At 64.5% G+C, this 14,058-nt stretch carries 9 protein-coding genes and 1 tRNA gene; 4 read left to right on the top strand and 6 right to left on the bottom strand.

Going from position 1 to position 14,058, the window contains the following annotated elements:
- Positions 1-540 precede the first annotated feature (540 nt).
- The gene (locus QUG03_RS10695; RefSeq protein WP_039753556.1) at positions 541-1,230 is read right to left on the bottom strand and encodes a Bax inhibitor-1/YccA family protein; all 690 of its coding nucleotides are present in this window, start codon (positions 1,228-1,230) and stop codon (positions 541-543) included.
- 166 nt (positions 1,231-1,396) lie between these two features.
- Here QUG03_RS10695 and QUG03_RS10690 point away from each other — a divergent pair.
- Positions 1,397-1,481, top strand: a tRNA-Leu gene (locus tag QUG03_RS10690).
- A gap of 251 nt (positions 1,482-1,732) precedes the next feature.
- Here the strand turns inward: QUG03_RS10690 and QUG03_RS10685 are convergent.
- From QUG03_RS10685 to QUG03_RS10670, 4 genes are all read right to left on the bottom strand, one after another.
- Positions 1,733-3,049: an L-cysteine desulfidase family protein gene (locus QUG03_RS10685; RefSeq protein ID WP_500819964.1), complete on the bottom strand. Its 1,317-nt coding sequence runs from the start codon at positions 3,047-3,049 to the stop codon at positions 1,733-1,735.
- A gap of 71 nt (positions 3,050-3,120) precedes the next feature.
- Positions 3,121-4,437, bottom strand: a complete 1,317-nt coding sequence (locus tag QUG03_RS10680) for an SLC5/6 family protein (RefSeq protein ID WP_488877414.1) — start codon at positions 4,435-4,437, stop codon at positions 3,121-3,123.
- A 125-nt stretch (positions 4,438-4,562) separates the two neighbouring features.
- Positions 4,563-5,195: a helix-turn-helix transcriptional regulator gene (locus tag QUG03_RS10675; RefSeq protein ID WP_500819963.1), complete on the bottom strand. Its 633-nt coding sequence runs from the start codon at positions 5,193-5,195 to the stop codon at positions 4,563-4,565.
- Positions 5,196-5,386: 191 nt separating this feature from the next.
- Positions 5,387-5,917, bottom strand: coding sequence for a GNAT family N-acetyltransferase (locus tag QUG03_RS10670; protein WP_107798638.1), 531 nt, complete (start codon positions 5,915-5,917; stop codon positions 5,387-5,389).
- 164 nt (positions 5,918-6,081) lie between these two features.
- On the opposite strand from QUG03_RS10670, the gene QUG03_RS10665 reads away from it, so the two are divergent.
- Complete coding sequence (locus tag QUG03_RS10665) at positions 6,082-7,398, top strand: replication-associated recombination protein A (RefSeq protein ID WP_227104292.1); 1,317 nt, start codon at positions 6,082-6,084, stop codon at positions 7,396-7,398.
- A 26-nt stretch (positions 7,399-7,424) separates the two neighbouring features.
- Complete coding sequence (gene serS, locus QUG03_RS10660; RefSeq protein WP_107798636.1) at positions 7,425-8,711, top strand: serine--tRNA ligase; 1,287 nt, start codon at positions 7,425-7,427, stop codon at positions 8,709-8,711.
- A 57-nt stretch (positions 8,712-8,768) separates the two neighbouring features.
- Here the strand turns inward: serS and QUG03_RS10655 are convergent, their stop codons facing one another.
- Positions 8,769-11,264: an EAL domain-containing protein gene (locus tag QUG03_RS10655; RefSeq protein WP_500819962.1), complete on the bottom strand. Its 2,496-nt coding sequence runs from the start codon at positions 11,262-11,264 to the stop codon at positions 8,769-8,771.
- Positions 11,265-11,758: 494 nt separating this feature from the next.
- Here QUG03_RS10655 and hypF point away from each other — a divergent pair, with 494 nt between their 5' ends.
- Positions 11,759-14,050 (top strand): carbamoyltransferase HypF, encoded by a 2,292-nt coding sequence (gene hypF / locus QUG03_RS10650; protein WP_500819961.1) that lies wholly within the window; start codon positions 11,759-11,761, stop codon positions 14,048-14,050.
- Positions 14,051-14,058: the final 8 nt, after the last annotated feature.

The raw sequence follows: 14,058 nt of genomic DNA, 5'->3' as shown, positions 1-14,058 counted from the left end.
GTCCGGGGCTGCCACCCCATCGCTCCCGGCCATTCGCCGCCGCCTGCCAGCGGCGGTGAAATCCTCGGTTCTTCGCCGGCGCCCAAACCCGGAACACTAGCCGCCCTGCTCCGGGCGCCATGCGGCGAACCTGCGTCGGCGCTCGCGCCGGGCCGCCGAGGCGGCGTCCGTCGCCGCGTTCAGCCGGCCCAAGCGGCGCCTGCCTAAGCAGTGAATCATTAAAACCAAAAATGCCAAAGTCCTATTTATTTTTATCGTATATAAAAACTTCATAATACAAAATGCAATAATTCCCATTCGCAAATATGACAACACGAAGCAACAAAGCCCGAAAAATCTTGTCAAAATCAACCGCTTAGCAGGGAAAGAACTAGACAAGCCACCGCCAGCCACGCCGCGAGCGGCCAGCCGAAAGCGCCGCCGGACCGGTGGGCGGGCGTCAGGATTTGTCAGACAGAAGCGCTAGGGAAGGGAAAAAAAAGGAACAAAAAAACGCCCCGGACGGGGCGTTTTGATTGGAAGGCGATGCCGGCGCGGGTTTTAGTCGCGCTCGCCGGCGAAGGCCAGCAGCAGTTGCAGCAAGCTGGTGAACAGATTGTAGATGCTGATGTAGATGGACAGCGCGGCGGAAATATAGCTGTCCTCGCCGCCGTCCACCACCACCTTGACCTGCCACAGAATCATCAGCGAGCTGAACAGCGCGAAGGCCGCCGAGATCATCAGGTGGAAGGCCGGCATGCGCAGGAAGATGTTGGCCACCACCGCCACCATCAGCACGATGGCGCCCACGGTCAGGAAGTTGCCCAGGCCGCTCAGATCGCGCTTGGTGGTGGTGGCGATGCCCGCCATCACGAAAAATACCAGCGCGGTGGCCGCGCCCGCGGTCATGATCAGCTGGCCGCCGTTGGAAAACTTGAACGCCAGTTGCAGCAAGGGCCCCAACAGCAAGCCCATCAGGAAGGTGAAGCCCAGCATCAGGAACACGCCGGCCGAGCTGTAGCGGTTTTTCTCGATGGCGAACACCAGGCCGTAAAACACGGCCAGGATCGCCAGCATGCCGATGATGGGGCTGCCGGCCAGGAAGCCGAAATTCATATTGGTGCCAACGATGGCCCCCATCACTGTGGGGATCATCGACAAGCCCAGCAAACCATAAGTATTGCGAAGAACCTTATGGCGTACCTCGGCCATACCGGTCGTCTGATAGGCCGTCTCAAGGTTCGGGTGCATAATTAAGCCTTTCTCCAAAGGGATTTTTATCAAATTGTACCGACAGTGACCGCCGCCGTGGCAATAAGTTTCCAGGCGGGCCGGCTTGCGCCGGGAAAGCGCTTCGGGTATTCTTGCACTCCCTTGCAAATTAGGGCTTCTGGCCGGATTTGCAAGCGGCATCAAAGCGAAAGTGGCGGAATTGGTAGACGCACTGGATTTAGGTTCCAGCGCCGCAAGGCGTGAGAGTTCGAGTCTCTCCTTTCGCACCATCTCCTGGTTTTAGCTCCTAGCGGCGCAGCGCCGCGGCCCTCCCCTTAAAAACCCGCACAGCGGCGATTTCCCGCGTCCGGAATCATCACGCGCGCGCCGCAAAACACTGTCGTTTTGCGCCATCGCCTGCCCGATTCTCGTGCTGGACGCTGCAAACGCAAACACGCCACGCCATGAGAAACGCCCCCGAAACCGTTCCGCTTCGAGGGCGTCAAGCCGGACGCCGGCCGCGCGCAAACCCGCCGCCGCATCAGCTCGCGGCGGCCGCCTGCTTGTCCATCATGATTTTCAGAATCTGCACATCGGTCTGCACCATGCCCTGGCTGGCCAGCTTGCCCAGGTTGGCGATGGAGGCGTCCAGTTCGCACTCGACGATGCCGTCGCTGCCGGCCACGCACACCCCGTCCAGCGCCATCAACACCGCCTTGTAAGCAGAGCCGGCCGAGGTGGACACCTTCATCGCGCAGCTATTGGACGCGCCGTCGCAGATCATGCCGGCCAGGTCGCCTATCATGCTCGAAATGGCCATGCCGGCCACCGCGTAGCCGCCGCCCAACAGATGGGCCATGCCCGCCGCCGCGCCCATGGACGCGGTGGTGACCGCGCACAGCGCGGACAGCTTGGGCAAGCGGGCGTGGATGTAAATCGCCATCAAGTGAGACAGCATCAGCGCCCGCGTCAGGGTTTCCCGGTCGGCGCCGACATGCTCGGCCACCACCACCACCGGCATGGTGGCGGCGATGCCCTGATTGCCGGAACCGGAATTGCTCATCGCCGGCAGGGTGGCGCCGCCCATGCGGGCGTCGGACGCCGCCGTGGTGCGGGTGAGAATGCGGGTCAGCAGATTGTCCGACAGCAAGCCGGCGCTCACCTGCTTGTGCAAGGTCGCGCCGATATGCAGGCCGAACTGCCCTCCCATGCCCGCCCGCGACAGCGCCTCGTTCAAGGTGGCCGCCTCGTGGATGAAGTCCATGGTCTCCAGCGGTGCCTGGGTGGCGAAGTCGTAGACATCCCGCGCCGTCGCCTCGGAAAAATCGTACGCGGCGCCGGCCTGGCCGGAGGTCTCGAGTTCAGCGCGGAACAACGCCGCGCCATTGCGTTCGATCAGCACCACATGGGTGTGCGAATCGGCGATGCAGACGCGGGCTGTCTCCTCGCCGGCGAAAACCCGGGCTTCCGAATAGAGGATGTTGGGCACGTCCGCGATGCTCAGCGTCACGCGATGCTCGGCGAGCATGCGCTTGGCCGCGTCCACCGTTTCACCGCTCAAACCCTTGAGCACTTCCAGCTTGCCGTCCGGATCGCCGCCCAGCGCGCCCACCGCGGCGGCGATCTGCAGGCCCACGGCGCCGGTGCCCGGCACGGTCACGCCCATGCCGTTCTTCATCAGATTGGGCGATACCCGCGCCTCGATGCGCTCAGGCGCGCGGCCCAGCGTCTTGGCGGCGATGGCACAGGCCAGGGCCAATGAAATCGGCTCGGTGCAACCCAGCGCCGGCGCCACTTCCGCGCGTGCCGCCTTGACGAACTTCGGCCACAAATCAGTGTTGAGAGTCGATGTACACATGGTGATTAGCTTTCCAATCAAATTAAATCAAAGTCTTGCCGCCGCCCGCAAAATGGAACGGCGGCGGAAATTCAGGAGAAGGCCAGGAAGGGCGACACGCACAACAGCAGGCCGGTGGCGATGATGATCTTGAGCGCGCCGCCCTTGTATTTGTGCAGGAAGGGCACTTGGTAGACCAGATAGGCCGGGATCAAACAGCCCACCAGGCCGAAGACCGGGCTGCAGATCGAGGTGAAACTCAGCACCGGCGCGTTCAGCACGATGGCGCCCCAGGACAGCAAAACGGTGAACACCATGATGCCCTTGGCCACCCAATCCGGACGGATGCGCTCCTCCGGCATCGCCCGGCGCAGCAGATTCATCGCCAGGCCCTGGCAGGCCTCGCGGAAGCCCAGATAAACGCCGAAGTACGCGGTCATCACCGCGAAAATATTCAGGATCAGGCTGAACAGCTTGACCATATCGCCCGGCATGCTGCTGGCCACCATGGCCAGGGCCGAGATGTTTTCATGCGAGGCCTTGACCGCCTGCTCATGCCCCATCGCCAGAGTGAAGGACACCGCATAGAAAAAGACGGTGACGAAGAGGATGCCAAAGGCGATGTTCATCGCCCGCATCGCCTTGTATTGCGCCACCTTGCGCGACTTTTCCCGCGCGCGGTAGGAAATCACCATCGGGCTCAGGCTCTGGATGAACAGAATGGAGGTCAGCGTGAACGGCAGCATGATGATGGCGTCCTTGATCAGGCTGCCCACGGACGGGAAAGCGCCCACATTGACCAGCTTCCATTCCGACACCATGGCCAGGCCCAGCACCGCCACCACGCCCAGCTTGGTCAACACCATGCCGGTGGAAATCTTGAACAGCAGTTGCTCGCCGCGGGAGGCCAGCGCCACCAAGAGACAGATCAGGCCCAGTCCGTAGAAGGGGTTGGCGGACAACAAGGTCTCGGTGACGCCGAAGCTGTGCAGAAAGGAGGCGCTGTCGTTGGTGATGGCGGTCGAATACACAAAGACCCAGATCACCAACATGATGAAGTACAGCGCGCCCAGCAAAATGCCCCAGTTCTTGCCCAGGTAGCCGCTGATCACGCTGGGGTAGTCCTTGCACTCGGGGGACTCCGCCAGGGTGTTGATGAACAGACGCTGAAACAGATACATCGCCGGATAGCCGATGACGGACGACAGCAGGAAAACCCACAAGCCCATCAGCCCCACCTGCACCGGCAGGAACACAATGCCGGCGCCTATCGCCATGCCTATGCTCATCACGACCCAACCGCGGTCGATGCCGTCGAAACGCACCGCCTCCCGCCACTCCGCCTCGCTCATTCCCGCGCGCTCGGCAGCGCTTGCCCTGGGCTTGACGCCCACCTGGGTGATGTCCATACTCGTTGATCCTTTAGTGGTTTCATTGCTGTCCCAAGCGCTCCGGCGCCAACCGGATGCTTGGATGTCCCCGCCGCGCTGCGCCAACAGCGCGGGAAGGGACGACGGACGCGAATCAGAAGCCCTCAGTCACGACACTGCTTCAGATAGCGGTAAAGCGTGGGCTCGGAAATCTCCAGCGCCTGCGCGGCCTTGCCGACGAATCCGCGGACGGAAAACAAGCCGCGCTGATTCAATTCCCGGATCGCCTCCAATTTTTCATCGCCGGACAAGCGCGCCGGATCGATCGCGTATTGCTCCAACACGCTTTGCATGATGCCCACGCCCACATCGTCGATACCCTGCGACAGCGTTTCCTGGTGCGGATCGTGAGACAGTTCCGCCGGCAGCAGCACCTGCACCGCCTCCAGCGCGCGCTTATAGCGGCTGTCGTCGGAGTTGACGCAAAGCATGGCCTGCGCGCGGCCGGCGTCGTCCTTGATCACCAAGGTGGACGAGCGCAGCGATACGCCGCTCCGGGTCTTGCTGCGGTAGTTCAGCCGGTAATCCTCGCCGCCCTTGCCGGAACACTCCCGCGCCATGCTCAAGGCGAGATCGGTGGCCGGCGCGCCGACGCTGCGGCCGGACACATGCCCGTTGCGGATGATTTTGAGCGAAGCGCTGGGATTGGACAGATCGTGCACCGCCACCTCGCTGTCCGGCCCCAACAGGGCGGATACGAAGTCGGCGAGCACTTCGGCGTCTAGATGCAGTTTCATGGCGATGACAAAAAAATTATCACGGCGAGATTCTATGCATCAGATTTCACCCATGTCATGCGCAACCACGAGCGCATTTGACGCGCGTCAAATTCGGCAAAACCGCCAGATTCCACCCTGGCGGCGCCCAATGAAAAAACCCGCCGGCGCGGCGGGTTGCAGAATTCGGGTCAGATCTTCGAGCGCTCGCTTCACAAGGCCTCGTCGGCCAGCAAGCGCCTGGCGAACACCTCCACCGGCGTGTCCGGAATGAAGTCCAAACTCACCCTCCCCTCCACCGCGAAGCCCAGTTTGCCCAGCACGCGCGCGGACCCGGCGTTGTCGGGGTGCACCAGGCCCACCAGCCTATCCAGCGCGTAGACGTCCCGCGCCAGACGCAGACAGGCGCGGCCGGACTCGGTGGCGAGGCCCAAGCCCCAGTACTCGGGCAGAAAGCGATAGCCCAGCTCCACCGCGTCCACCGCCGCCATGTATTTCAGGCCGCTGAAGCCGATCACCTCGCCGCTGTCCTTCCACACGCAGGCCACTCGGCCGAAACCGTGTTTTTCGTAGTCCGCCAACGGGCCGTCGCGCATCGCTTGCAAAGCCTGTTCGCGCGAGCCGAAGGGCGTATTGCCGACATAGCGGATGGCCTCGGCCACGGTGCCGAGCCGGTAAAAAGCGTCCAGGTCGTTTTCGTCGAAGGGCCGCAGAATCAGGCGGCCGGTATCCATGGCTTGCATTGTTTATCCCCTTTGTTCCCCGTCTCATGACGATGGAAACAATTTGCCAGCAATCCCCCGTCCTCGCCAGATTTTTTGCGCCGCAACAAATCCGCGCGGCAGCCGCGCCCGGCGGATCAACTGATATACTGTCGCTTTGATTTTCCCCGCCGCAGAACCCCGCCATGAACGATCTGTTTGCCAATGAACCGAAAAAACCGCTGGCTGAAGCGCTGCGTCCCGGCCGCCTCGACGAGGTGATCGGCCAGCGGCACCTGATCGGCCCCGGCAAGCCGCTGCGGCTGGCGGTGGAAGCGAGCACCCCGCACTCGATGATTCTGTGGGGCCCGCCCGGCGTAGGCAAAACCACGCTGGCGCGCATACTCGCCGCCAGCTTCGACGCTGAATTCATCCCGCTGTCGGCGGTGTTCTCCGGCGTCAAGGACATCCGCGAGGCGGTGGAGCGCGCGCACGCCGCGCTGCAGCGCTCCGGCCGCCACACCATCTTGTTCGTCGACGAGGTGCACCGCTTCAACAAGAGCCAGCAGGACGCCTTCCTGCCCTTCGTCGAATCCGGCCTGCTGACCTTCATCGGCGCCACGACGGAAAACCCCTCTTTCGAGGTCAATTCCGCGCTCTTGTCCCGCGCCCAGGTCTATGTGCTCAACAGCCTGGACGAAGAAGAGCTGCGCCAATTGTTCGAACGCGCCGCCGCCAACGGTGCGCTGGAGGGGCTGAGCTTCGACGACGCCGCCATCGACACCCTGACCGGCTACGCCGACGGCGACGCCCGCCGCTTCCTCAACCTGCTGGAACAGACCCGCACCGCCGCCTACGCGCGCAAGACCGGTCAGATAGACCGCGACTTCCTGTCCGAGGTGCTGACCGTCAACGCGCGCCGCTTCGACAAGGGCGGCGACGACTTCTACGACCAGATCTCCGCGCTGCACAAATCGGTGCGCGGCTCCAATCCGGACGCGGCGCTGTACTGGCTGACCCGGATGCTGGACGGCGGCGCCGACGCGCGCTATCTGGCGCGCCGGCTGGTGCGCATGGCCTGGGAGGACATCGGCCTGGCCGATCCGCGCGCGATGCAGATCGCCAACGACGCCGCCGCCACCTACGAGCGTCTGGGCAGCCCGGAAGGCGAACTTGCGCTGGCTCAAGCCGCGCTGTATTTGGCCGTGGCCGCCAAGAGCAACGCCGGCTACAAGGCGTATAATGAGGCCCGCGCCTTCATCAAGCAGGACAAATCCCGGCCGGTGCCGGTACACTTGCGCAATGCGCCCACTCGGCTGATGAAGGAGTTGGGCTACGGCCACGAATACCGTTACGCCCATGACGAACCCCATGCCTACGCCGCCGGCGAGACCTATTTGCCGGAAGGATTGGAAGACATGCGCTGGTATCAGCCGACTCCGCGCGGACTGGAAAGCAAAATAAGGGACAAGCTGGATTTCCTGCGTCAGCTCGACGACGACGCCCGGCAAGACTCCGAATAAGTGAAAGAAACAGGACCAACCTAACCATGCTCGACATCAATCTGCTTCGCAACGACATCGAAGCCGTCGCCGCCCGTCTGGCCGGCCGCGGCTATACCCTGGACACCGCAGCCTTCAACCAGCTGGAGTCCGAACGCAAATCCCTGCAAACCCGCATGCAGGAACTGCAAGCCAAGCGCAACGCCTCCTCCAAGCAGATCGGCGTGGCCAAGGGCAAGGGCGAAGACGTGTCAGCCATCCTGGCCGAAGTGGCGACGCTGGGCGACGAATTGAAAGCCGCCGAACAAGGTTTCGACGCGGTGCAAAAACAGCTGGACGCCTGGCTGATGTCCATCCCCAACCTGCCGCACGAATCGGTGCCGGCGGGCAAGGACGAAAACGACAATGTGGAAGTGCGCCGCGTGGGCGCGCCGCGCCAGTTCGACTTCGAAGTGAAAGACCACGTCGACGTGGGCGCGCCGCTGGGCCTGGATTTCGACACCGGCGCCAAGCTGTCCGGCGCACGCTTCACCGTGCTCAAGGGCGACATCGCCCGGCTGCACCGCGCCATCGCCCAATTCATGCTGAACACCCATACCGGCGATCACGGCTACGTCGAGCACTACACCCCCTACATCGTCAACGACAGCGCGCTGCTGGGCACCGGCCAGCTGCCCAAGTTCGCCGAAGACATGTTCAAGGTGACCAAGGGCGGCGAAGAAGGCAATGTGGACCAGTACCTGATCTCCACCTCGGAAATCACCCTGACCAACACCGTCAGCAACAGCATCCTCAAGGCCGAGGAGCTGCCGCTGAAACTGACCGCGCACTCGCCCTGCTTCCGTTCGGAAGCCGGCAGCTACGGCCGCGACACCCGCGGCATGATCCGCCAGCACCAGTTCGACAAGGTGGAGATGGTGCGCATCGAGAAGCCGGAAGACTCCTACGCCGCGCTGGAAGACATGGTCGGCCACGCCGAGAACATCCTCAAGGCACTGGAACTGCCCTACCGCGTGATCACGCTGTGCACCGGCGACATGGGCTTCGGCGCCGCCAAGACTTACGATCTGGAAGTCTGGCTGCCGGCGCAGAACACCTATCGCGAAATCTCCAGCTGCTCCAACTGCGAGGCCTTCCAGTCCCGCCGCATGATGGCGCGCTACAAGGACGAAAACGGCAAGAACCAGCTGGTGCACACGCTGAACGGCTCCGGCCTGGCGGTGGGCCGCACCCTGGTGGCGGTGCTGGAAAACTACCAGAACGCCGACGGCAGCGTGACCATTCCGGCCGTGCTGCGGCCTTACTTCGGCGGCCGCGACAAGATCGGCGGCTAAGCCCCGGTTGACCCTCCGCCGCAGGAAGACAACGGCGCCCGCCATGGGCGCCGTTTTTCATGCCCGCGCCGCCAACAACGCCTCGAACTCGGCTCGCGGCAGCGGCTTGCTGAACAGATAACCCTGGCCCAAACGGCAGCCCTGCTGCAACAGGAAGTCCCGCTGTGATTCCAGCTCCACCCCCTCGGCCACCAACTCCAGGCCCAGGCTGCGGCCGATGGAAATGATGGCGCGGGTGATGGCGGCGTCGTCGCCGTCATGGTGCAAGTCCATGATGAAGGAGCGGTCTATCTTCAAGCCCTTGACCGGCAGCCGCTTCAAATAGGACAGCGAGGAATAGCCGGTGCCGAAATCGTCGATGGACAGATAGACGCCCAGCTCGCGCAGCCGCTGCAAGGCTTCCACCATGCCGCAGTCCTCGTCCATCGCCACGCTCTCGGTGATTTCCAGCTCCAGTTCGCCGCTATCCAGGCCATGCCGGCGCAGCGTGTGCGCCACCGTGTCGGCGAAGCTGCCGTACTTGAGCTGGCGGCCGGACACATTGACCGCGATCCGCCCCGGGGTCAGGCCCTGTCTCCGCCACAGCGCCCAGTCGCGGCAAGCGGTGTCCAGCACCCATTCGCCCATCGGCACCATCAGCGAGCCGTCCTCGGCGATGGGGATGAACTTGGCCGGCGCCATCAGGCCCAGCTCAGGATGACGCCAACGCAGCAAGGCCTCGGCCCCCACCACCCGCCGCGTGGCCAACTCCACCTTGGGCTGATACCACACCTCCAGTTCCTCTTGGGCCAAGGCGCGGTGCAGGCTGTACTCCAGCTTCAGCCTCTCCATCGCCCGCGCGTTCATGTCCGAGGTGTAGAACTGGAAATTGTTCTTGCCGCGCTCCTTGGCCTGGTACATCGCCGAGTCCGCGTTCACCAACAGGGCGTCCGCGCTGACCCCGTCCTCCGGATACATGCTGATGCCTATGCTGGCCGAGATGAACAGTTCGTGGCCGGTCAGGCCGGACTGCTCGGTGACGCCGTCCAGCAGTTGCTGCGCCAGCGCCGCCACCTGGGTGACCCGTTCCACCGTCGGCAGCAAGAGGATGAACTCGTCGCCGGACAGCCTGGCCACGGTGGAGTGCGGCGGCGCGTGCTGCAACAGCACCGAGGCGATGCGCACCAGCAATTCGTCGCCGGCGTGATGGCCCAGGGTGTCGTTGACCAGCTTGAAACGGTCCAGATCGACGAACAACAAGGCGAACTGGACCTGGATCGGCGGTGCCCGCTCTATCGCCTCCTGCAAGCGCTCCAGAAACAGCGTCCGGTTCGGCAAGCCGGTCAGCGCGTCGTGATTGGCCAGAAAATGCAGCCGCTCCTCGGACTGCTTGCGCTGGGTGATGTCGGAGAACACCGCCACGTAATGCAGGCATTCGCCGTCCGCGTCGCGGATGGCGGTAATGCTCAGATGCTCGGTGTACAGCAAGCCGCCCTTGCGGCGGTTGACCACCTCGCCTTGCCAGACTCCGCTCTCTTTCAGGCTTTGCCACAGCTTCTGGTAGAAATCCGCCGGCTGTCGGCCGGACTTGAGCAAGGCGGGCGTGCGGCCCAGCGCCTCCTGGCTGCTATAGCCGGTGATGCGGCTGAACGCCGGGTTCACCATCTGGATCACCCCGTTGCCGTCGGTGATCAGAATGCCTTCCAGCGTCGATTCGAACACCTTGTCCGCCAGCAACAAGCTGCGCCGCGAATGCAGCAGCGCGTCGTCGCGCTCGCGCAAGGCGGAGTGCAATTCCTGCAGAAACTCCTGCTCCACCATCTGGATGATGTCGCGGAAACCCAGCAGCTGCAGCAGAACGCCGTCGGCGTCGTACACCGCCAGATGACGGATCTTGTGCTGCAGGATCAACTGCCTGGCCTGCAGCAGGCTGCTGCCGTCGCGCACGCCCAACAGCGGCCAGGAGCAGGCTTCGGCCAAGGTCGCCGGCGCGCGCCCCTCGGCCAACAGCCGCAATAGGTCGCGCAGGGTCAGGATGCCGTAGTCGCCGTTGTCAAAGCGCACCGCCAAGGCGGTGGCGCCCTGCAGCCGCATCAGGGCCAGCGCTTGCTCCGGCGAGTCCGCCGCCCCCAGCTGGCACAAGGGCGCCGCGCGGTCCGCCACCACTCGCCGCACGCCCAGAAAGGATTCGCTGCCCTGACTCAATACGATATCGGTCAGCGACACCACGCCGCACGGCTTGCCGGCCTGTTCCACCAGCGCATGCCGGATGCCGCGCTCGCGGAATAGCGCCACCGCCTCGCTCACCGGCAGATCGTGCGGCAGCACCACCAAGGGTGCGCTCATCGCGCCGCCCACCGGCCGCATGCCGGCCGCGCCGTCCAGCCGGTCCAGCGCCAGCGCGTCGGCCTCGGTCCAAATCCCCAGCGGCCGTCCCGCTTCGTCCTGCACCACAATGGAGCCGCAGCCCGCCAGCAACATGCGCCGCGCCGCTTCCGCCAGCGGCGTATCCGCCGCGCACGCCAGGATGTCAGGGCTAGAGATTTCTTTTATACACTGTTTTAAGTAATACATTAACAATCCAAGCCGGGCTGTTCACGTAAAAATTCCAAATGGCATTATAACGATGCAAACCGCCGTCATGTAGTCGGATTGCAACAGCCCCGCCCCGCAGCGGCGTCGAGACCCGAGATCTCCGCTCCGCTCCCGCCCCGCCCTCCTCCAGCGCATTCCCTTTGCATTCAGTAAATCGTCAAATACTCATATACATGATCTAGGACAAAGCGCGAGACCGGGGAGCGCTGCTAGGCTGGCAACAGAATCGGCGAATTTAAATTCGCCAAGGAAATGACAAAGGTATTGCGCATCGCAACAAAACCTCTCAGAGCCTGTTGACGATCCCTCAAGCCGGAGCGGGACCAGGCGTTGCGGCGGAGACAGCGGAATGCATGCTTAGCACATCGGCATTCCCAACGCAGCACTCACCGCGCAGCGGATTGTGAACGGCCTCTCGGACTGGCGGCATTGCGCATGACCTGCCCTACCACCCACACAGCGACACAAGCACCATGAGCCAACAACGCATCCACCTATCGGTTCAGGGCCGGGTTCAAGGCGTCGGCTTCCGTCCCTTCATCTGGCGCACAGCCAGCGAATGCGGCCTCACCGGCTTTGTCCGCAACAGCGGCGAAGGCGTGACGCTGGAACTGCAGGGCGAACCGCAGGCGCTGAGCGCCTTCCGGCAAGCGCTGCAAACCCGGCTGCCGCCGCTGGCGCACATCGACGCGCTGCAAGAACGCGACATCCCGCTGCGCGACGCCGAACAACGCTTTCAAATAGAAGAAAGCAGCGGCGCAGTCACCCACGCCCGGCTGCCGGCCGACGTGGCCACCTGTCCGCGCTGCGTGGAGGAGTTGTTCACCCCCGGCGACCGCCGCTACCGCTTTCCCTTCATCAACTGCACCGATTGCGGGCCGCGCTACACCGTCACCCACCGGCTGCCTTACGACCGCGCCAACACCAGCATGCTGGCCTTTCCGCTGTGCCCGGTCTGCCGCCAGGAATACCTGGACCCGAACAGCCGCCGCTTTCACGCCGAGCCCACCGCCTGCCCGGTGTGCGGCCCCAAGCTGCAACTGACCGACCGCTTCGGCCAAAGCCTGAACGGCGACCCCATCGTCGGCGCGGTGCAAATCCTCAATATGGGCCGCAGCATCGCGATGAAAGGCCTGGGCGGCTTCCATCTGGTCTGCGACGCGGCCAGCCCGGCGGCGGTGTCGCGGCTGCGCCAACTCAAGCATCGCCCCGGCAAGCCGCTGGCCATCATGGCCTTGAACGTGGAATCCATCCGCGCGCTCTGCCACGTCAGCGAGGAAGAAGCCGCCTGGCTGCAGCGCCCGGAACGCCCCATCGTGCTGTTGAACAAGAAGCCCGAAGCCGACCAGCTGCTGCCGGACATCGCCCCCGGCCTGTCCGCGCTGGGCGTGATGCTGCCCTACACCCCGCTGCAATGGCTGCTGTTCCACGAAGCGCTGGGCCGCCCGGGCGGCGCCAGCTGGCTGCGCCAGCCCTGCTCGCGGCTGTGGGTGATGAGCAGCGCCAATCTGTCCGGCGAGCCCATCGTCACCGGCAACCAGGAAGCGCGCGAACGGCTGAACCAGGTCGCCGACGTCTTCCTGCTGCACAACCGCGCCATCGTCACCCGTTGCGACGACAGCGTGGTGTCGCTGGAACGGCGGCGGCCGCTGCTGTTCCGCCGCGCGCGCGGCTTCGTGCCGGACCCGGTGCCGCTGGCGCTGGACGGCCCGCCGGTGCTGGCGCTGGGCGCCTATATGAAGGCCACCGCCACCGTGCTGCGCGGCAAGGACGCCTTCGTGTCGCAATACATCGGCGCGCTCAACCATCCGCTGACCTGCGAGGCGCTGCAGCAGGCGGCCGACCATCTGCTCGACCTCACCGGCGTCGCCCCGCAGGCGGTGGCCTGCGATCTGGAAACCGGCACCTACTCCAGCCTGTTGGCCGAACACCTGTCCAAGCAATGGGAGGTGCCGCTGATCAGGGTTCAGCACCATCACGCCCACCTGGGCGCGGTGCTGGCCGAACACGGCGTGACCGAGCCGGCGCTGGGCCTGGCGCTGGACGGCTACGGCCTGGGCCACAACAACGGCGCCTGGGGCGGTGAAATGATGCTGGTGGACGGCGACAGCTGCGAGCGCATCGGCCACATCTCGCCGCTGCCGCTGCCCGGCGTGGGACGCAGCCGGCTGCCGCCGTGGAAGCTGGCCGTGGCCTTGTGGCAAACCCTGGAACTGGGACCGCTGCCGCCGCGGCTGGCGGCCCAGCCCGGCGCCCAGCAATTGGAGAAGCAGCTCGCCATCCGCCGCGACTGCCAGGACAGCACCAGCCTGGGCCGCTGGTTCGGCGCCATCGCCGGCCTGACCCGCCAATGCGGGGTGGAAACCTTCGAAAGCGAAGCCGCGCAAAGACTGGAGGCTCAGGCCGGACCGGCCGAGCCGCTGGCCGGCGGCTGGCGCACCCGCGCCAATCTGCTGGACCTGACGCCGCTGGCGCGCCATCTTTGCGGGCTGGACGACGACCAGGCCATCGCCAGCCTGTGGCACGCCACGCTGGCCGCCGCGCTGGCGGACTGGGCGATCAAGGCGGCGCGCACCACCGGCACCCGCATCGTGGCGCTGGCCGGCGGCTGCTGCGGCAATCGCCAGTTGATGGCGCAACTGCTGCCGCTGCTGGAGCAGGCCGGCCTGCGTCCGCTGACCGCGGAGCAGCTGCCGCCCAACGACGGCGGTCTGAGCCTGGGCCAAGCCTGGGTGGCACGCCAGCGCCTGCTGCGCCGGAGCTGAAATGAAAA

The organism is Chromobacterium sp. CCUG 30098 (genome assembly GCF_059916605.1).
This window is presented reverse-complemented; position numbering and strand designations above follow the sequence as displayed.